The organism is Desulfosporosinus orientis DSM 765 (genome assembly GCF_000235605.1).
Taxonomy (GTDB): Bacteria; Bacillota; Desulfitobacteriia; order Desulfitobacteriales; family Desulfitobacteriaceae; genus Desulfosporosinus; species Desulfosporosinus orientis.
The window spans coordinates 5,267,559-5,287,693 of the sequence record NC_016584.1 but is presented as its reverse complement, the minus strand read 5'-3'; the positions used below and the strand labels follow the sequence as shown (position 1 = coordinate 5,287,693).

Sequence of the window (20,135 nt, the reverse complement as noted above, 5' to 3'; positions counted from 1 at the left end):
CACGAATATAGACGATGCAAATAAGAATAACCGAGGTCATAATGCCCTCGGCTATTCTTATTTAAATATACGCTGACTATTTTACAAATTAACAATCACAACAAGGCTCCCAGGTGAGTGACCCAGGCGGCCCCATCTACCCCTCATCCCTCGACTCCTCTAAATGCTTCCTCATTAGAGCCCTCGCCAAATCCGCATCACGCCCGGCAATAGCCTCATAGATAGAGATATGCTCCTGAAGAGTGCTCAGCCCGCCGATATCATGACTGAAACGCAGGGGCCCGGCTTTCTTAATGAGTTCGAGAATATGGACAACAAAGGTTTGCAGGAGCCGGTTGATCATGGAATTCTGTGACGCTTGGGCAATCAGGTAATGAAAACGTACATCCGCCTGAGCATAAGCATCCAGATCATGGAGGTTGGCTTTAATATCATCCAGGGCTTGGGAAATTTGCTTCAGGTCTGCTTCATTGGCACGCATAGCCGCTAAGCCTGCACATTCCACTTCCAGGGCAATCCGGGTTTCCCAAAGCTCTTCCATACGCGTGGGCTCCAGGGATAAGGCTAAAGCTAAAGGACTAATGACCTCGTTTAACCTGGTATTGCGGATGAAGGTACCCTCCCCGGGCTTAATTTCCACCCAGCCCAGGAATTCCATAGTGCGGATGGCTTCTCGCAAAGTAGTCCGGCTAACCCCTAATTCTCCTGCCATTTCCCGTTCGCTGGTCAGTCGGTCACCGGGGCGGAGCTTTTCCTCAATGATTAAGTGATTGATTTGCTTGAGAACTTCCTGATAGGTGCGGTGTGGTTTGGTGACTTTTTCAAATTGCATGGAAATCCCTCCTGCCGACGGGCTAAACCCGGATACGCATGGGGCAGCGATTATTGCATGCTGAGCAGTTTCCGCAATCCCCAGGGTCAGCTGCCGGGCTGCCCTCGATAAAGGCTCCGAGAACAGCGGCTCTTTTTCCCGTGCGATAATAGCCCTTTGTTAAGCCTTCTGCCAGGTATTGGGGACAATCTGTCAGGCAGCCTCCGCAGTGCAGGCATTTCAGAGCATCCCATTGCTGATTGGCAGCAGCCTGCAAACGCCCGTTATCCAGCAAGATGACATAAACTTCTTTTGGACCGTGCATCCCTTGGACCATTTTGAATTCAATATCGGCAGTCCGGCTGGGCCCGCTGATAAATGAAATGTATTTGAGAATATCTTTGCCCAGGCCATAGACACTGGTGGCCCGGCAGACGGCCAGAGCATCTTCCAGGGAAGGAACGATCTTATCCAGGCCGGCGACGACGATGTGGTTGTAAGGAAGATTGGAGGTGAAGCGGACATTTCCTTCGCTTTCCAGCAGGGCTATGGTGCCGTTCTGCTGGATAATCGCTTCAGCTCCCGTAATGCCGTACTGCATCTGGGCCGACTTCTCTTTGATTTCAGCCTTGATCTGAGCAACCAGGCTTTTGTCGGAGATAGGAGTATTAATACTGGCAATCCAGGGGTGGACATCCACTGGGGTGTCTGCGACTCGTTCCCCTAAATCCGTATGAAGAATCTCCACACTATGGGCCTTTAAATACTCTCCTAAAGCAATTTCCGTGAAAACCGGGCTTTTGCTCATAGCGGCATTCCGGCTGCCGTCCAGAATTTTTAAGACATGCTCCTGAGCCTCGCGGGCATCCTGAGCAATCATGACGTGGCAGCCTTTCCCTTGCAGGGAAGCCACAGCTTTATCTACAGATTCTTTGAGATTAGCCGTGACGGCACTTTTAATAGCCTGAACTTCCTGGGCTAGATTGGGATAGGCTTGAAGCAGTGCTTCCCGGCGGGTGCTGATTTGCTGTAAAATGGTTTGAACTTTTGTAGTGCTCATTCTGTTCATCTCCTCCCGTAGGCTTGGCTCAGAAGCTGAACCACGTGAGAAACTTTTTGCTGCATATGGTGCTGGTCAATCCCATCCCGGAAATGAACCATGCAGCCGGGGCAGCTGGTGGCCAAAGTGGAGGCCTTGGTTTCCGTTACGTTCTTCAGCTTGCCTTCGTTAATTCGCTGGGAGAGTTCGTAGAAGCTTAAGCTGAAGGAACCGCCGAAACCGCAGCACATATCCGCATCCTGCATTTCTACAAAGTTTAAGCCAGGAATTTTCCCCAGCAGTTCCCGGGGTTCCTTTTTTACGTCCAGACTGCGGGCGAGATGGCAAGGATCGTGGTAGGTTACGGTTTCTGTGACCTTTTCTTGGGGCAGTTTCAAATCAATATCCTGGCAAAGGAATTCGTTAATATCTTTAACTTTTTCAGCCAGTTTGCTGATCTTAGCCTGAAGCTCAGGAGAGTCTTCCGCAAAGAGTTTGGGGTATTCTTCTTTGAAAGCCACTGCACAGCTGGGACAGACAAACACTAAAGCATCCATGTCGAAGGCGGTGTAAGTCTCGATGTTTTTCAGAGCCATGGCTTTGGCATGGCTGATGTCGCCGCTGACAACACTGGGAATTCCGCAGCAGACATCCTCTTTGGCCAGTTTTACCTGGACATTGTTTTCCCCTAAGACGTGGAGGAGGGCCTGGCCCAGGTCTGTTTCGGTGTAGTTGACGACGCAGCCGGGATAGAAGCCCACAGTCTTAACAGGTTTGGCAATGGCCTTGGGTTTGGCGATTTCCATAAAGGATTTGCCGGAAAAGCGGGGCAGGGTACGATCATGAGTTACGCCTAAAGAATTAAAGGTTAAGCGGGACTTCATGCCCTTATCTCCTTCTTTTAAAGCCAGCTTGCCGAAGGTCGTGGCCAGCTTGCTGACCATGGGCAGGGTCTTGGGTTTGGTGAGCATGGAGAAGACCAGGTCCTTTTTCCAGCCTACGCCTTTTTGGCTGACAGCATTTTGGCGAAGCTTCCATAACATTTCCGGTGTGGCCATTTGCACGGGGCAGGCGGTATGACATCTTTGGCAGCCGATGCAGAGAGAGAGGCCGTTTTCTTCGGACTTCTCCAGGGCATCATGGAAGGCGGCGAAGACTAAGCCCCGTCCTCCCAGGTATTTATAGCCGTATTTGCCGCCCACTTCTGCGTAGACGGGACAGAAATTCAAACAGCTGCCGCAGTTGATGCAGTAAAGGGATTCTTTAAAGCCTACGTCAATAGCATCCTGGCGGCCATTTTTTAAGAGAACGATATGCACTTCCCGGGGGCCCTGACCCTGGGTAAACTCTTCCAGATCCGGATCCAGAGATTCACTGACTCCGGAGATCACTGAGACATAAGTACCTACATCCTGCCCCACGCCGTAGACGGCGGCTGCCCGGATGACCTGCATGGCATCTTCCAGAGTGGGGACGATTTTTTCCACGCCGGCGATAACGATGTGCACTTTGGGCATCATGGATACGGCGCGAATATTGCCTTCATTTTCAGTCACGAAAACGCTGCCTGTATCGGCGGCAATGGCGTTAGCTCCGGAAATTCCCACATCCGCTTTAACCAGAAAATCCCGGAGGCCTTTGCGGGCGGAAACCACCAGGGCTTCGTGACTGCATTCCAGCTGCCGCCCTTCCTCTTGGGAGAAAAGCTCCGTTACTTTTTCAATAGGGATGTGAATAGCCGGAGCCAGGGAATGGCTGGCTTCACTTTTGGCCAGCTGGTTAATGCGGTCACCCAGATCTGTTTCCACGACGGTGACGCCCCGGTCCTCCAGGTAATGAGAAATATTGATTTCCTTGCCGGCATTGGACTTGGATTTCACCACCAGTCCTTGCTCCGGAATGAGGCCGGCAATATAGGTTTGTGCTTCGGCTGAAGTTTCGGCCAGGTAGACTTTGCAGCCTTTGGCCTCTAAGGACTGTTTGGCCTGGGCGATGATGTCGTCTAAGTGATCGATACTGTAGGCTTTGATTCGGCGAAGGTTATTGGAAAGTTCAGGATAATTGGGCACCATCTTCTGCATGGCAGGGCGGATGGCATCAAAAGCCCGAAATCGACCTTTCCGGGACTCCATATCATGGAGCCCTTCACTAACCTTACTTTTGACAATTTTATGGGTTTGATCTCCCATGGCAAACCACTCCTTTCATAGGTTCACTGGTTGGACCACTCGAGGCAGATAACGATTACTTTGCAGAAAACACTTTACAGAGAAAATCCCCGCTCCTCTTAGAGAAAGGGGATTCAAGCTGACAATGGCGATGACAATGTTTTAACGTCTGATCAGGCTTCTGACTTGGCTCCGCCCAGGTAAGCCTCCATGACCCGGGGATTTTTAGCTACTTCCTCAGCCGTGCCATGCAAAACGATTTTGCCGGTTTCCAAGACATAAGCATAGTTGGCGATTTTCAAGGCCTGACGGACATTTTGTTCAACGAGAAGAATGGTGGTACCCTCGGCATTGATCTCCTGAATCACTCGAAAGATATCCGAAACCACCAATGGGGCCAACCCCATGGAAGGTTCGTCCAGGAGGAGGAGTTTCGGTCGGGCCATGAGTGCCCGGCCAATGGCCAGCATCTGCTGCTGCCCTCCGGACAGGGTGCCGCCTAATTGCTGCCTGCGTTCCTCCAGAATAGGGAAACGCTGAAAAACCTTCTTCAAATCCCCTTGAACGTCAGGGTCTTTCCGCTGGTAGGCTCCCATTTCCAGGTTCTCCAAAACCGTCATCCCGGATAAGATGTTCCGGCCTTCCGGGACCAGGGAGATGCCTAAACTGACAATTTTGTGAGGGGCTAAGCCACGGATTTCCTGATCTAAAAACTTCACCAGGCCGCTTTGAGGTTTGAGAAGCCCTACCAGGGATTTCATGGTGGTGGTTTTGCCGGCTCCGTTAGCCCCGATCAGGGAGACAATGGAGCCTTGGGGAACGTCCAAGTCGATCTCTTTGATAGCTTTAATACTGCCGTAACTAGTGGATAAACCTTTGATGTTCAGCATCTCTACGCCTCCTCCCGGCCTAAATACGCCTCAATGACTAACGGGTTTTTCTGAATCTCGGCGGGAGTACCTTCAGCAATCTTTTGTCCGAAATTAATTACCACGAGTCGGTCACAGACGTTCATGACAAGGTTCATATCATGCTCAATTAAGATTACGGTTTTGCCCATGGTTTGTATCTTCTTAATCAGAAGACGCAAATCTTCTGTTTCACTCTCATTCATGCCTGCCGCCGGCTCATCCAGGAGAATTAAACTGGGTTCCGTGGCCAGGGCCCGGGCAATTTCCAGACGGCGCTGCTGCCCATAGGGCAAGGAACCTGCCGGGGAATCCGGGTCGTTTTCCACACCCACTAACTCCAAAAGCTTCAGGGCTTTTTCCCGGGTTTTATTTTCTTCCCTGCGTTGGGAAGGGGTGCGCCATAATCCCTGCCATACTCCGGCTTTCGTCCGGCAATGAGCCCCTACCATGACGTTGTCCAAGGGGTTCATATGTCCGAAGAGACGGATATTTTGAAAGGTACGGGCCAGGCCTAAGGCGGTTACTTTATAGGGGCGCAGGCCTAATAAATTCTGACCTTGGTAGGTGATTTCTCCTTCTGTAGGAGGAAAAATCCCTGTAATTAAATTAAAGAGGGTGGTTTTGCCGGCGCCGTTAGGGCCGATGATGCCCATGATTTCCCCCTCATTAACGGTGAAGCTGACATTACTCAGGGCGGCTAAGCCTCCGAAGCTTTTACTCACTTGATTAAGGACTAAAGTCATTGTTTAGCCCTCCTTCCAAGCTTACGTTTCCAGAAACGTATGGTGTCCTCATCAATGAGTCCCTGAGGGCGAAAGGCCATCATGATGACCATCAGTGCGCCGTAAACCATGAGGCGGTATTCGGAGGCTGCACGCAGCAATTCCGGCAGCATGGTCAGGAGCAGGGCACCAACGATGGGGCCGATGATTAAATCGCTTCCCCCTAAGACGGCGAAGGTGAGGATTTCCACAGTCCGGTGATAGGCGAAATCTTTGGGCCCGATAAAAAAGGTTAAATGGGCGGATAGTCCGCCGGCAATACCGGCGATTAATGCGCCTAAGGCAAAGGCCAGAAGTTTGTAATAGGTGGTATTGATGCCCATGGCTTCGGCTGCCGATTCATCCGCTTTAATTGCGGCAAAGGCTCTGCCCACTCGGGAACGGTTAAGTCTGGTGCAGAAAAAGACTAAAAAGGCCAGGCAAAAAATCAGAAAGATTAAAACCAGCAAATTACTGGTCTGCTGAGGGGTTAAGCCCCCTATTCCTTTGGATAAACCCATGGATGAGAGCATTTTGCCGATTTTGACCCCCAGAGTTGGAATCCCGGAGATCCCTAAGGCGCCGTTGGTAATCTTCAGGTTTAAGACAATAACCCGGACCACTTCTCCGAAGCCCAGGGTGGCAATGGCCAGATAAATCCCCGTTAACCTGAGAGCAGGGAAGCCGATGACGATGGAGACAGCGCTGGCAGCAATGCCGCCGATAGGAATGGCTAAGTAGACGGGCAGACCGGCTTTAACGCTTAAAATGGCGCAGGTGTAAGCTCCGATGCTCATAAATCCGGCATTACCCAAGGACAGCTGACCTGTGGCCAGGGTCATGTAGATGCTGACTCCCAGGATGGCATTAATTAATATGAAGATGGCGATTTGCAGGTAATACTGGTTTAATAATACGTCCATTTAGAATCGTCCTCCTTGCCGGCTGGAAGATCCAAAAAGTCCTTGAGGACGAATAAACAAAATCAGGATGATCATGCCAAAGGCTACGGCATCCCGGTAAGAAGAGGCTCCGTAAGCCACAGTGAAGACTTCGGCGATACCCAGGATTAAGCCTCCCAGCATGGCGCCGGTGATGTTTCCCATTCCTCCCAGAATAAGAACGGCCAGGCCTTTCAGGCCGATGCTCAAGCCCATGGTAGGTTCCACAGCATTAATGGAGAGTCCGACCAGAACGCCGGCAATTCCCCCCAGGCCGGAAGCCAGGGCAACGGTGAGAAGAATAATCTTGTTGGTGTTAATGCCCAGGAGGTTGGCGGTTTCAATGTTTTCCGCCGTTGTCCGGATGGCCTTGCCGATACGGGTTTTTGACAGCCAGAAACGCAGGATGAACATTAAGCCGAAGGATATGCCAAGAATCACAATTTGCACTAGAGTAATCTTAATGGGCCCCAGCTGGATCTGAGCTCCGGATAAGGCTCCGGCAGGAAAGGATTGGGATTGGGGTCCGAAGATTTTTAAAGCCAGGTTTTCCAGGAAGATGGACACGCCGATGGTGCTGATTAAGGGAGCCAGCTCGGAAACGGCCCGGCGCCGCAAAGGGCGCAGGGCCAGCATTTCTAGTAAAGTTCCCAGCAACGCACAGGCCACCATAGCTCCGGCCATAGCCACAAAGATATTTACCTTCAGATAGGTCACCAGAATCAATCCGACGAATGCCCCGAACATAAATACTTCTCCGTGAGCCATATTGATGATGTTTAGGACTCCCATGATCAAGGTGTATCCTAGAGCGACTAATGAGTAGGTGCTTCCTAAAGTTAAGCCGTTGACCAATTGTTGCCAGAACAAGACCTTCACTCCTAAAGTTTATTTTAATTCTGTAAACTGACCATCTTTAATGATCAATACTGTAGCATCCATGAGAGGATTGCGCTTGTCGTCAAAAGCGAATTTCCCGGTGACCCCTTGGAAATCTTTAATAGCTGCCAGGCCGTCCCGGAGTTTGGTGCGGTCGGTGGTTGAACCAGCCTGCTCTAAAGCACTGGCATAGATGTAAAGGGCGTCATAGGATTGGGCTGCGAATTGGTCGGGTACTTTGTCATATTTAGCTTTATAGTCAGTTACAAATTTTTGAACCTTTTCGTTGTCTTTGCCTGGGTACCAGGGGCTGGCCACAATAGCTCCGTTAGCAGCGTCTCCGGCAATTTTGATTAACTCCGGTGAGTTGAAGCCGTTGGTGCCGACAAAAGGCACGTCAATGCCGATTTCCCGGGCTTTTTTGAGAACGAGGGAAGCCTCTTGGTAAAGGCTGGATACCATGACGGCATCGGGTTTTAAGGAGGCAATTTTGGTTAATTGGGCGGAGAAGTCAGTATCTTTGTCGGCGAAGGTTTCTGTTGCCAGGATTTCCACGCCATTATCCTTGAGGGCTTGCTCCATGGTTTTAAAACCGGAAACTGCCCAGTCGTTATTGCTGGAATACATCATAGCCACTTTTTTCAGGCCGTACTTTTCAACGGCGGCTTTAACGGCTTGAGGAACGGCGGAAGACTCAGGCAAAGCGTTGCGGAAGACATAGTCTCCGATATCCGTGATTCCTTCAGCTGTGGTAGAGGTTCCCATGATGGGTACTCCTGATTGGTTAGCAATAGGACCAACGGCGAACATGGATCCGCTTAAGGTTGGTCCTATAATGCCGACAACGTTGTCCTTGTTGATTAACTTATTAGCGGCGTTGATAGCTTCCGTCTTGTCTCCCCGGGAATCTTCATAAATAAGTTCGATCTTAACCTTGCCTTGAGCGTTGATTTCATCTTTAGCCAGCTCCAGGCCTTCCTTTTGAGCCTGGCCGTAGGCTGCTCCGCCTCCCGTGAGATAGGCGATGACCCCGATCTTGGCGGTTCCTCCGGCATCAGAACCGGAACCTGAACTTTCAGCGGGGGCAGAACCTGCACCGCATCCGGCGGTGGTTAGGAGCAGGGCTCCGATCATCATCCCCGTAAACCATTTTGTCAGACCTTTTTTCATTGTTGTAATTACACCTTCCTTATTATGATGTGTTTTATAATAGACATAACTATTCGTCAAATTTTATGGAATACCTGCTAGGATTTTAAAAAAACCGCGAAGTTTGTATAGTTTGAAAACTCTGCAGCTCATTAAAATTTTTATTAATTTAAATAAAGTTATTGATTTATATATATAATAATTATAAAATAATATTAAATAAAAATAAATACCTTGAAAACAGATCGACAAAACTTAAAGGGGGGTATGGAGAGACAAGGAGACAGGAGAAAAGGCATAAAGAAATAAAGAAAAAAAGACATAAAGAAATAAAGAAATAAAGACATAGGATGTAAGATATCGGAGTATTGAAAGTATGGAATTTGAAGAAGAGGTTTGCTAGATAGGAGTGTAACAGTAATGAAAAGCATAAAGATAAAAATGATTCTTTATATTGGGCTGCTCTTGTTAGTGGTCTGTACCAGTTTAGGCCTGGCCTCATACCTTACAGCTTCCAAGGCCATGACTTCCCAGGTGAATGAGACCCTGCCCCAGGTTGCAGGACAAGGAGCCCAGGTGGTATCAGAAAGAATGAATGCTGTGCTGGGGAGCCTGGAAGTTATAGCTAACCGGGATAGAATAAAGGATGCCAACAATTCATGGGAGGATAAAAACAAAATTCTCCAGGAGGAAGTCAACAGGAACGGGTATGTTTCCATGCTCATCGCGGGATTGGATGGGTCGGCAGCTATGACAACGGGAAAAATCGTGAATATTAATGACAGGGACTATTTTCAGAAGGCCATTGCAGGCGGCAGGGCTATATCTGAGCCCATCATCAGTAAAGATGACGGTTCCCTAATCATAGTTTATGCGATACCCATAAAACAGGACGGTAAAATCGTTGGAGTTCTGGGGGCCCTTAAGGATGGCAACGAGTTAAGCAATCTTACCAACGACATTACCTTCGGCAAATCAGGCAAGGCGTTTATGATTAATGAAAAGGGGACGAAGATTGCACATAGTAATCGGGAACTGGTCTTCAATATGGACAATGACTTTGTCAATGTCCAGAAGGATCCCAGTTTGCAGTCTTTAGTCAACCTGGAGAAACAGATGACGGAAGGGAACAGCGGCGTAGGTGAGTATAAGTATAACGGGGAGGTTAAATACCTAGGGTTTGCACCTGTGAATGGGACAGGTTGGTCTTTGGCAGTGGCTGCACCTAAGGCGGAATTAATGGCCGGGATAAAAACCATGGGCAACTCCGTTCTGATCTTGTCGGCAGTCATCATGCTGTTAAGCTTAGGAGCAGGCTATTTTGTTTCCAAATTAATTTCTCAGCCTATCATGTCGGCTTCGGAGCACCTCAAGGTCATCTCAACGGGAGACTTTACTCACGAATGTCCCAAAGAGCTGGTGATCAGAAAGGATGAAATCGGACTCCTGGCCAAAGCCATTGAATCCATGCAGCAATCCGTCCGGGAATTGGTTAAAGGGGTTATGGAAGAATCCCACAACGTGGCAAACTCCGTGATCAGCACAGAACAGGCTGTGGCTGAGTTAACCGGCCAGATTGAAGAGGTTTCTTCAACCACTGAGGAGCTGTCGGCAGGTATGGAAGAGACCGCTGCCTCCACTGAAGAAATGAGTGCGACGGCCACTGAAATTGAGAATGCCGTTAGCTCCATTGCCCTAAAGGCCCAAGAAGGAGCGGTTTCTGCAGGGGAAATCAGCCTAAGAGCCAGGGAACTTAAACAAAATGCGGTCTCATCCCGGCAAAACGCCCAAACCATTTATCAAAGCTCTCAAGAGAAGCTGATGAGAGCTATTGAGGAATCAAAAGCTGTGGAACAGATCAATGTCCTCTCGGATTCCATACTGCAAATTACCTCGCAAACGAATTTGCTTGCTTTAAATGCCGCTATTGAAGCAGCCAGGGCAGGGGAAGCGGGAAGAGGCTTTGCCGTCGTAGCGGATGAGATACGCAAATTAGCGGAGAACTCCAAACAGGCGGTCAATGAAATTCAGGAAGTAACCAAACATGTGGTATCCTCTGTAGAAAACTTATCGGCAAGCTCGGCCAATGTCTTAGACTTTATTAACCAGCAGGTGCTTAAGGACTACGAGTCCATGGTGACTACCGGCGATCAGTATTACAAGGATGCCGAATTTGTAGATCAACTCGTATCTGAGTTCAGCGCCACGTCCCAGGAGTTAACTGCTTCCATACAGGAAATGGCAAAAGTCATCGAAGAGATTGCCGTGGCGGCTAATCAAGGGGCCGAAGGAACCACCAACATTGCCCAAAAAAGCATAACCGCAGCTGAAAAATCTGATGAGGTTCTAAGACAGGCAGCAGCATCCAAAGAAAGCTCCAATCATCTAAGTACGATTGTCGCCAGCTTTACGGTTTAAGATCTGCCCCACAGCCAGGCTGCCTCTCTTTGTCCTAGCTAATACTTTTTCTCCGTGACTAAAAGGGCGGCCGGCTTTAAGGAGCGCTGTCAAAATACCGCCTTGAGAGGTTTCTCCCACCAATGTAAAGCCCTTAAGCACATTGCCCTGCCAGATTAGGCATTGATAAGAGGGCCTGCCGTCAATCATACTCAGGCTTTCGTCCTGACTCCAATGGTTATGCGGCTCATTTGCCGGGATTCTGGTGATTCCCACGGACATGGCGGCAAGGCCGAAAAAGTCCACGGAGTTGAAGCTCAGTGATCCGGGATAAGGTTCTCGCTGGCCGCACATATTTGCTCCGGCAATCCTGCCTTGAGCGGCGGCGTTGGGCCAAGTAGCATTGACGGTGTACTCCCTGCGCACTAAATCCCAGGTCTCGGCAATATCTCCCGCCGCGAAAATATTGGGCAGGCTGGTGGCCATATAAGCATCTACTTGCAGACCACGGCCAATCTTAAAGCCGGGATTATTGAGAGCTCCCACATTGGGTTTGACTCCCTTGCCTATAATGACCAGATCAGCAGGGAGGGCAGAATCCGGTGGGATCAAAACCCCACGGACCCTGTCCTTGCCGGTGATGGCTTCAGGGCTGGTATTCAATAGAAACTTCAGACCGTGGGCTTCTAAGTGCTTTTGAATTATATGCGCTGCTTTTTGATTCAGCATTTGTGAGAGAATCTGAGGGGAAGAGATTACTGCCGTAACATCAAGCCCGCGTTTTTTTAAGGCATAGGCGCTCTTGAGGCTGACCAAACCTCCTCCGATTACCACAGCTTTTTGCGCTCCTCCTTCTATAACCTCGTTAATCCTTAAGGCATCCTGCAGGTTGCGCAGGGTAAAAACCTCCGGGAGGGTTCCCCCTTTAATAGACAGCTTCTTGGCCGAGGCTCCCATAGCCAGTAAGAGTTTGCCGTACTCCCACTCCCGGCCATCGGTGCTTTGAACACGCTGGTTTTCAGGATCAATTCTCTGGATTTCCACGCCATAAACTATGGTCAGTTTCAGGCGCTGAAGAAAGTCCGAATCCCGTAAGTAAAGTCGGTAATCAGGGATGTCTCCGGCTAAGAAATAAGTGGTTAGGCACCGGGAATAACTGGGCTCTTCATCCTTTGTGAGAACAATAATTTCCGACTGAGTATCATGTTTGCGGATTTCTTCCACGGCAAACAAGCCTGCAGCACTATTGCCAATTACAATATATTTCATGAGTTTGTCCTGCCTTTAATTAGGTAGTCCGAGGTTTTTTCGTTTGGCCCGGATATCTGTAATCAGACCTTGGGCCGCTTTGAGAGGATCGGTCTCCACATAGAACTTGCCGCCGATGACATCCGTCAGCCCTGCTGTCAGCAATTCTGTGACGCCTTTACTTCCCAGCACAGGCGGGGTGATAATCAGAATCCTGGCAGCGGTCGCATTTGCTGACCCGACGGCTGGCCGGTATTTCAGCGATAGCACCGAATGGGCAGACCATGACACACATCAGGCATCCTACGCACTTTTGTTCGTCAACTTGAATCAAACCGCTTTGCAAATCAAATTGCATAGCTCCGCTCATACAGGCGTGAACACAAGGAGCGTCTAAACACTGCCGGCATTGCAAGGGAAAATTATATTCCCCATTGGACTCGACGAAGATCCTTTTTTGCGGCGGGTTAAGCTCTGTGATTGCTTGGAACAAGTTCTTGCTTGTTGAGTGAGAAACTGCACAAGCAAGCTCACAGCTCTTACAACCAAGACAATGTTCGCTTCGGACCAAGATCTGTCTCAACTTTATACCTCCTCAGCTCTTTTTACCTAATTTGAACATATGTTATTTTCCGGGTAATAGAAGTACATGCGCTAATTAAAAAACGCCTGGCAGCTCAATTAGAGTTACCACGCGTTTTATGAATCGTTTCTATCAGATGACTGCTTACAAGTGCCACATCAAAAACAGCACCAGAACCACAGCATAAATGATCATCTCAATGATGGTCAGTATCAGGCTATTACTGTATCTATATTCCTCCGCCATTAAATTATCCTCCTTTTTGCAGCCTAGCCGGATGTTCCGTTTTCCCTGTCAAGGCGCTCTAATTCCATGGGATGATCATGTTCCATTTCTGACCGGGTTATGGTTCCTTTATACCAAAGATGATTCATGGGGAAGGATCTGGGATTAAAGTGAACGTTAAAGAAATGCCAAATAAAGATGGCCGTGATGGCTAAGATGGCCTCGTCAGTGTGGGCGTAGCGGGCGCATTGAATTACCCATAGAGGGATATACTGGGTAAATATTTGGGGGAACCACATCATAAGGCCTGAGCCGCCCATGATGGCCATGCCCCAGAAAACAGCCCAGTAGTCAAACTTTTCTTTATAGGAGTAACGCTCAAAGCGGGGGGGATCTTTTCTGAAACCTAATAAAAACTGAACATCATGAATCACATCAGTAAAATCTTTGCCGCTGGGCAGGATTGCCCAAGAGGCTTTCTTGGCGACAAAGGGATAGACCACTAAGTAGATTAAATGATAAATAAAGGATAGCAGCATTACGGTGCCTGCTGCCAGATGAACTGCAAACATGGTATCAAATCCGCCGAATAAAGAGGCAATCCCCGATGAAATACTGCTTTGTTCGAATTTGATGGGCAAACCCGTAATGGTCAGGACAATAAAACTGGTGAACATCATGATGTGCTGAATCCGAATATGGAGATCATAGCGCCGAAAGACTTGTTCTTTAGCCAAGGTTATCACCGCCTTTTTTTCTTGCACCCAGAACTGAACGCAGATTATGATAGAGTTGCATTTCAATATGGATAATTAGTAAAGTAATGGTTATGATGGTCAGCCAGACAAAAAACTTAGCGGTGTAGTACATGGGGGCACCTGAACCTGTAGATGCAAGCTTGAAATGTGTCTCACCTTGCGAGAAACCAGGTGAAGCCTTATCGTGACAGCCGGCACAGGTTTTTGGCGTGTTGGCAGCAGATACTAGGGATTTGGGGTCATCCGGACCCAGAATATTATGAGACCCGTGACAATTTGCGCAGGTTGCAGCTTTTGTGCTGCCCAGCTTGACAGCTTTGCCATGGTAGCTCTCGGCATAGCTTTCGGCGATTTCTCCTTTATGGCAGCTTGAACAAGCGGCAACGACCTCTTTTTTGGTTAAGGCAGCTCCTTCAGGATGTGGAAATCCCTGAATGTTTGTGTGGCAGCTTGTACAGCTTAAAAAGCTATGGACAGAACTTTGTAGATTGGATGCCTTATCCCCATGGCATTGCAGACAGCTTTCCTCCCCTTGGGCGGGAGCGGCTGAGACAGCCAGGGATAGGAGGACCAGCAGGAAAATGTTCATTAGCATTGTTAAGGGCTGTGTTTTTTCCTTGTACATTCAGTGCACCTCTTCAAACTTGATATTTCCTCACAAGCATTCAAGTGACTTGAATTAGTATTTCGCAGACACACTGAATGTATGCACATTATGGTTCATAATCTGGTTAAATAAACATAGCAAAGCTGTCATTTTGCTATCGGTATGGTAGAATAGTATTTAATTAATAATCGAATATTGTCGGGAGAAGGATGATTTAAGGGGGAATTGGTTTGAAGCAAGAAATATTACTGGAAAGCGGTATCAATGAACTAGAGATTGTTGTTTTTAAAGCGGGGAACAGCTTGTTAGGTGTTAACGTTGCTAAAGTAGAATGTATTCTTCCTTATCAGCCCATTACAGAAGTGCCTAATTCCAATAAAAATGTCAGTGGAGTAATTAACTATAGAGGCAGGGTTATTCCTGTACTGGATTTAATCAAAACCCTCAAACAAGAATGTTCCAAAGCATCCAAGGATAGGCTGTTAATCCTTATCAATATTAATAACAGTGACTTTGCCGTGGAGGTTAGTTTAGTCAGTGGTATCAGAAGATTGTCTTGGAAAGAAATCGAGACACCCTCATCAATTCTTCTTACCCAGAACGAAACGCCCATAACAGGCATTGTTAAGGGCGGTAACGATGAGATTATTTTAATGTTGGATTTAGAAAAAATCCTGGCGGATATTGATCCTGCCTTGGCTCTTAGAGAATCAAGAACGACAAAAGGGCTGGAAGGGAAAAAACTTGTGGTTGCAGAAGACTCTACCTTCCTGTTAAAAGTTGTTAATGAGTCCTTAGTAAAGGCTGGAGCGAGTGTGGAAAAATTCAGCAATGGCCAGGACGCTCTTGAGTTTTTGCAAAACAGCTCTATTGATGAGATATATTGTGTGATTACGGATATTGAAATGCCGGTCATGGATGGCTTAACTTTAACAAAGCAAATAAAAAGTGATGAAAAATTGAAGAACATTCCTGTCATATTGTTTTCCTCCATTGCCAGTGAAGGGCTGGCTCATAAGGGTTTGAGTGTTGGTGCCGATGCCCAGATCACCAAGCCTCAAATTGATAAATTGGTGGAGATGGTTATTAATATCAGGAGTTAGTGGTTTGTAGAGCAGACCTAACCCTAAAAAATCTTAGATTATACTAAAAAAGTAGAGGTGTCCGCAGACGACCTCTACTTTTTATCGTTTTAATTAAAGGACCTTTTTAAATGACCATGTTGCCACATTCAAAGGAGCGGATTCTGACAGCATTCTCGATATTCGAGATAAAGACTTTGCCGTCGCCGGGTTCACCGGTATTAGCGATGGTATTAATCACTTCAACAAGGTAATGGACTACTTCATCGGCAACTAATAATTCGATCTTTGTCTTGATGAAAAAGTCATTGGTTATGGAGTAGCCACGGTAGAATTCGGTGATGCCTTTTTGTGAACCACAGCCCAGTACATTGGTTAACGTCATCCCTCTAACTCCATATCCGCTGAGGGAGCGCTGAATAGCGGCTACCTTTGACGGTCGAACAATACATTCGATGATTTTCATAATCAATCCTTACGTTTCTTAGATATTGACTGACGGTGCTTTCATTTCAAAGCCCGAATAGGCTTCCATGCCGTGTTCACCCAGGTCAAGACCTTTAACTTCTTCTTCTTCAGTAACTCGTAAGCCCAGAGTTGCTTTGATGGCTCCGAAGAGTACGAGGGCCGTTGCGGCTGTCCAGATGAAGACGGAAACAACACCGATGATTTGCGTTACTAATAAAGCCGTTCCGCCGCCATAAAAGAGGCCGCCGTCTACTGCGAAGAAACCAACCATCACTGTACCAAAACATCCGCAGACACCATGGACGGAAATAGCTCCGACCGGGTCGTCAATCTTGAGAACCAGATCAATAAATTCCACAGAGAAAACGATTAAGACTCCTGCTAAGGCTCCGATGATGGCTGCACCCACAGGGCTGACAGCTAAACATCCAGCCGTAATGGCTACCAGACCTGCTAAAGCACCGTTTAAGGTTAAGGAAACATCAGGTTTCTTATATTTGATCCAAGTCACAATCATAGTTACTGTGGCACCTGCAGCTGCTGCAAGGTTTGTGTTTAAAGCGATAGCACCAATGTCAGGACTTGTTCCGGAAAGTGTACTCCCGGGGTTAAAACCAAACCAGCCAAACCAGAGGATAAAGACTCCCAGAGCGCCGAGGGTAATATTGTGTCCCGGGATGGCATGGGATTTTCCGTCTTTGTCGTACTTGCCTACCCGTGGTCCGATCAGTATGGCACCAATTAATGCAGCCCATCCTCCGACAGAGTGAACAACGGTGGATCCTGCAAAGTCAATCATACCTCGTTCGGCTAACCAGCCGCCGCCCCAGATCCAGTGTCCGACTACAGGATAGATAACTGCACTGATTACAAAACTGTAAATGATATAGGATATAAATTTAGTTCGTTCTGCCATAGCCCCTGAAACAATGGTCGCTGCTGTTGCAGCAAATACGGTTTGGAAGAGAAGGAAGGCAGGAAGGGGAATGGACAGACCTAAGTGTTCAAATGAGTCCGACAGCCCAAAGCCTGTGGTGCCGATAAGTCCGGCTTTATCAATACCAAACATGATAGCGAATCCTAATAGCCAGTAGATGAGAGATCCAATTGCAAAGTCCATTAAATTTTTCATAATAATATTCCCGGCGTTCTTTGCACGAGTAAATCCTGCTTCAACCATAGCAAATCCAGCTTGCATAAAGAAGACTAAAAATCCGGCGACCAGAGTCCAGACGGTATCAATGGCAACGGCGTTGCTTTCAACGCTAGGGTCAGCGCCTAAGGCGATTCCAGGAATGGAAAGAAAAAGTGCGGTTATCAGACCTAGAATAATTCCTTTTTTTAGTAAGGGTGTTCTTGTTTTCATCGTTCTTACTCCTTTCAAATTTAAAATTTTATGTTAAACAAAAAGCGCCTAATGAGCAGCAGTACTTCTACTCACAGGCGCCATTGCCGAGCCTTATAAAGAGAAATGCCCTCAGGTTTCCCTGAGGGCATCATTGACCTCAAAACATTTGATCTAGTGAACTTCGGAATGTTCAACGGGTTGATATTATAGTAGCACTTCTTTTGGATTTGGGGAATAGGTTTTTTGCATGAATTTTGTATTCATAATTGTAGAGAATTTAAATCTAATTAAGTACAATTCTCTGATCCAAGCTCATTGGCAAAGGAAAAAGTAAAGATAAAGATGTAGACAGAGATAGACATAGAGATTATTAAAGGTTGCTAATCTCAAGGAAGCGCTGAAATAGTAATCTGCCAAATGAATGGTCTGTTACGGAATTCTTGATACTTTCAACGGCATATCCTTCTGAAATTAAGCTGGATTCTTGTTCTTTAATGTAGGCCTGTGTAATGGCAGCATCAAATTCCGGGTGGAACTGGACCCCCCAAATGGTATCATGGAGTGCAAAGGCGTGATGCTCCTCAAAATCATTATTAGCCAGGATGTGTGCTCCTGGAGGAAGGTTGAGGATGGTTTGAGCATGGGTAACATGCCCCAAAAATGTGCTGGGGAGAACGGAAAATAAGGGATCATTTTTACCCGCTTCCGTTTGCTGAATTTGAACGGTTCCGATTTCTTTTCCTTGTGGATGATAGGTGACTTGTCCGCCTAATGCCTGGCAAAGAAGCTGATGCCCATAACATATTCCCAAGGTAGGAATGGCCATGTGTAAATTTTCCCTTAGCCAGTCTGAAAGCCTCACATTCCAGTCCTCAAAATCTGAGACCATGGCGTGGGAGCCCGTTATGATGATGCCGGCAATATCAACTAAATCCGGCGGAGGTTCATGCTTATAGACCGACCAGATGCAATAACTGGAGTAGGGTATAGTTCCAATGCGGTTAATAATGAAGTCCTCAAAATCCCCGTGATCTTTGAGAATGGATGGAAAGGTTGTGCCGGTTTTAATGATAAGTAGTTTTTTCACGATGCGTTTTCTCCACTTATGATATTTATTATCCTATAGTTCTTTTTCAATTTGCTTTTTCCTTTAAATGTAACTAAAAAATTATAGTTAATTTTTATATTTTAACACTTTGGGCTGGGTTTAATGTACTCAATTTCTAGTCCTTTTGTCCCAATATTAAAAAATATGCTTGTTGAGGGCTTTTGCTGAGTAGTATAATGCAAAAAAGCTTGATAGTTGAGGTTATAAGGAGTGAAGATGACTATGTTAAACAAGAGATTGGCCATAATATTGACCCTAGCACTCTGTGTTATGCCTTTGTATGCCCCCCTTGCCCTGGCTGAGACAGCCGCCGATCAGAGTACAGTTGCAGAAAGCTTGGGAACTGACTCTGGTGCGGAGATGGCAGACGTAAGTGCTTCAAATCCGGATGATGTTGTTAATACGGATACGGAGGCAATTGATGGGACAGAAGGCAGCACAGAGACTGGAGATACCGCAGGAACTGATGCTGGGGAAACTTCCGATTCCGACAGCTCTGATACTGGTGATGAAGATATTCCGCCGGCAGTTGATGAAAACGGAGATGTTGTTGCACCAGGGACCTTGCCGGATTCTCCCTTTTATTGGCTGACAACATTGATTGAAAAACTTCAAGTAGCACTGACCTTTGATCCTGAAAAGAAAACGGAGCTTTTAGAGGAACAAGCCTTAGAGCGGATGGCAGAAGCCAGTGCAATGATCGCGAAGGGGGATACTGAAGAAGCTGAAGGTGCCCTGACAGCGTATTCGGAAAAATTAACTCAAGCCCAGGCTTTTCTGGCTTCCCTGACTGATACGGATTCTGAAGTGACTCAAAAGCTGGAGACCGCATTGAGTCAAACTCATGCTAAAAATATTCAAACCCTAGGCGGGCTGTTGGATAAATTACCGCCTCAGGCCGCTCAAAAGGTAGCATTAAATGTTGTTCGTTCTATGGAAAAAAGTATTGCTAAGATGGAAAAAAAGGATCAACTAAAAGTTGCTAAAGAATTAAGGAAGGCAACCAAAGGGATAGAGGACAGTGAATTGAGCGAAGAGGACCAAGCCGCTCTGGAAAACCTTGATGAAACCCTTGACCAGCAGGAGGAGACTTCAGAGGAGACTGCAGAAACGGAAGTAGTTGCTGGGGATACGGCAGTTAAAGCGATGGCTTTAACAACAAATACTTTAACGGATACCGCCTCTAAAGTAAGTTTAAAATCAAATGTACAAAAGGACGAAACTAAAAATAAAGGAACTACAGAAACTAAAAAAGCCGAAGTTCAAGGGAAATTAGAGACTAAGCAGCAGGATCATCAAGGACAGTTAAGTGATGATGCTAAAAAAAATGATAAAATAACCACTACTAAAGAAGAGCCAAAAGCTGAACAAAAACAGCAAGAAGAAATAAAGCCTCAGCCTGAGATAGAGAGTACTTTACCTGAGATAGAGAGTACTTTATTAGAAAAGGATTCAAGCGTAAATAGCTCTGTTCAAGATCAGGAGGGAGATAAAACTCAAGAAAAGACATCCACTGAGAATAAAAAAAGCGATAAATCCTCAAGTAAGTCAGAAGGAAAATCTGGGGGCAAATCTGGAAGCAAATCAGGAGGCAAATCTGGAAGTAAGTAAAGATAAAAAATTTTTTCTAAATAATGTCATAAATAATAGAA

General features: G+C 47.0%; 19 protein-coding genes. 3 read left to right on the top strand and 16 right to left on the bottom strand.

Features of this window, described 5'->3' with window-relative positions:
* Window positions 1–136: 136 nt before the first annotated feature.
* The 8 genes from DESOR_RS24520 to DESOR_RS24485 form a co-directional block, all read right to left on the bottom strand.
* Window positions 137–832 (bottom strand): FadR/GntR family transcriptional regulator, encoded by a 696-nt coding sequence (locus tag DESOR_RS24520; protein ID WP_014187287.1) that lies wholly within the window; start codon window positions 830–832, stop codon window positions 137–139.
* A gap of 22 nt (window positions 833–854) precedes the next feature.
* Window positions 855–1,871, bottom strand: a complete 1,017-nt coding sequence (locus DESOR_RS24515; protein WP_014187286.1) for an LUD domain-containing protein — start codon at window positions 1,869–1,871, stop codon at window positions 855–857.
* Between the two features lie 5 nt (window positions 1,872–1,876).
* Entirely contained in the window at window positions 1,877–4,039 is a 2,163-nt protein-coding gene (locus DESOR_RS24510; protein WP_014187285.1) for an LUD domain-containing protein, read from the bottom strand.
* Between the two features lie 152 nt (window positions 4,040–4,191).
* Window positions 4,192–4,908: an ABC transporter ATP-binding protein gene (locus DESOR_RS24505; RefSeq protein ID WP_014187284.1), complete on the bottom strand. Its 717-nt coding sequence runs from the start codon at window positions 4,906–4,908 to the stop codon at window positions 4,192–4,194.
* Between the two features lie 2 nt (window positions 4,909–4,910).
* A complete protein-coding gene (locus DESOR_RS24500) occupies window positions 4,911–5,672 on the bottom strand; it encodes an ABC transporter ATP-binding protein (RefSeq protein WP_014187283.1) in 762 nt (253 codons plus the stop codon).
* Complete coding sequence (locus DESOR_RS24495; RefSeq protein ID WP_014187282.1) at window positions 5,669–6,613, bottom strand: branched-chain amino acid ABC transporter permease; 945 nt, start codon at window positions 6,611–6,613, stop codon at window positions 5,669–5,671. Before DESOR_RS24495 ends, DESOR_RS24500 begins: the two co-directional genes overlap by 4 nt.
* The gene (locus tag DESOR_RS24490) at window positions 6,614–7,501 is read right to left on the bottom strand and encodes a branched-chain amino acid ABC transporter permease (protein ID WP_014187281.1); all 888 of its coding nucleotides are present in this window, start codon (window positions 7,499–7,501) and stop codon (window positions 6,614–6,616) included. It abuts the gene before it with no gap.
* A gap of 18 nt (window positions 7,502–7,519) precedes the next feature.
* On the bottom strand, window positions 7,520–8,680 hold the full coding sequence (locus DESOR_RS24485; RefSeq protein ID WP_081468558.1) for an ABC transporter substrate-binding protein: 1,161 nt from the start codon (window positions 8,678–8,680) through the stop codon (window positions 7,520–7,522).
* 399 nt (window positions 8,681–9,079) lie between these two features.
* Between DESOR_RS24485 and DESOR_RS24480 the strand changes: the two genes are divergently transcribed.
* On the top strand, window positions 9,080–11,077 hold the full coding sequence (locus tag DESOR_RS24480) for a methyl-accepting chemotaxis protein (protein WP_014187279.1): 1,998 nt from the start codon (window positions 9,080–9,082) through the stop codon (window positions 11,075–11,077).
* On the opposite strand, the gene DESOR_RS24475 is transcribed toward DESOR_RS24480, so the two are convergent.
* From DESOR_RS24475 to DESOR_RS24460, 5 genes are all read right to left on the bottom strand, one after another.
* Window positions 11,045–12,325 (bottom strand): NAD(P)/FAD-dependent oxidoreductase, encoded by a 1,281-nt coding sequence (locus DESOR_RS24475; RefSeq protein WP_014187278.1) that lies wholly within the window; start codon window positions 12,323–12,325, stop codon window positions 11,045–11,047. The two genes, DESOR_RS24480 and DESOR_RS24475, sit on opposite strands and share 33 nt — an antisense overlap.
* Before the next feature lie 15 nt (window positions 12,326–12,340).
* A complete protein-coding gene (locus tag DESOR_RS24470) occupies window positions 12,341–12,496 on the bottom strand; it encodes a hypothetical protein (protein WP_162470583.1) in 156 nt (51 codons plus the stop codon).
* On the bottom strand, window positions 12,483–12,887 hold the full coding sequence (locus tag DESOR_RS28455) for a 4Fe-4S dicluster domain-containing protein (protein WP_014187277.1): 405 nt from the start codon (window positions 12,885–12,887) through the stop codon (window positions 12,483–12,485). The genes DESOR_RS24470 and DESOR_RS28455 overlap by 14 nt, the downstream gene beginning before the upstream one ends.
* A gap of 269 nt (window positions 12,888–13,156) precedes the next feature.
* A complete protein-coding gene (locus DESOR_RS24465; RefSeq protein ID WP_014187275.1) occupies window positions 13,157–13,849 on the bottom strand; it encodes a formate dehydrogenase subunit gamma in 693 nt (230 codons plus the stop codon).
* Window positions 13,842–14,495 (bottom strand): cytochrome c3 family protein, encoded by a 654-nt coding sequence (locus tag DESOR_RS24460; protein ID WP_014187274.1) that lies wholly within the window; start codon window positions 14,493–14,495, stop codon window positions 13,842–13,844. The genes DESOR_RS24465 and DESOR_RS24460 overlap by 8 nt, the downstream gene beginning before the upstream one ends.
* 212 nt (window positions 14,496–14,707) lie before the next feature.
* Between DESOR_RS24460 and DESOR_RS24455 the strand changes: the two genes are divergently transcribed.
* Window positions 14,708–15,580 carry a chemotaxis protein CheV gene (locus DESOR_RS24455; protein ID WP_014187273.1) on the top strand — a complete coding sequence of 291 codons (873 nt, stop codon included), beginning with the start codon at window positions 14,708–14,710 and terminating at the stop codon, window positions 15,578–15,580.
* A gap of 106 nt (window positions 15,581–15,686) precedes the next feature.
* Here the strand turns inward: DESOR_RS24455 and DESOR_RS24450 are convergent, their stop codons facing one another.
* From DESOR_RS24450 to DESOR_RS24440, 3 genes are all read right to left on the bottom strand, one after another.
* Window positions 15,687–16,025, bottom strand: coding sequence for a P-II family nitrogen regulator (locus DESOR_RS24450; protein ID WP_014187272.1), 339 nt, complete (start codon window positions 16,023–16,025; stop codon window positions 15,687–15,689).
* A gap of 18 nt (window positions 16,026–16,043) precedes the next feature.
* The gene (locus tag DESOR_RS24445) at window positions 16,044–17,393 is read right to left on the bottom strand and encodes an ammonium transporter (RefSeq protein ID WP_014187271.1); all 1,350 of its coding nucleotides are present in this window, start codon (window positions 17,391–17,393) and stop codon (window positions 16,044–16,046) included.
* Window positions 17,394–17,745: 352 nt separating this feature from the next.
* Window positions 17,746–18,462 carry a glutamine amidotransferase gene (locus DESOR_RS24440; RefSeq protein ID WP_014187270.1) on the bottom strand — a complete coding sequence of 239 codons (717 nt, stop codon included), beginning with the start codon at window positions 18,460–18,462 and terminating at the stop codon, window positions 17,746–17,748.
* 243 nt (window positions 18,463–18,705) lie between these two features.
* On the opposite strand from DESOR_RS24440, the gene DESOR_RS24435 reads away from it, so the two are divergent.
* Window positions 18,706–20,094 (top strand): DUF5667 domain-containing protein, encoded by a 1,389-nt coding sequence (locus tag DESOR_RS24435; RefSeq protein ID WP_042331629.1) that lies wholly within the window; start codon window positions 18,706–18,708, stop codon window positions 20,092–20,094.
* Window positions 20,095–20,135 lie beyond the last annotated feature (41 nt).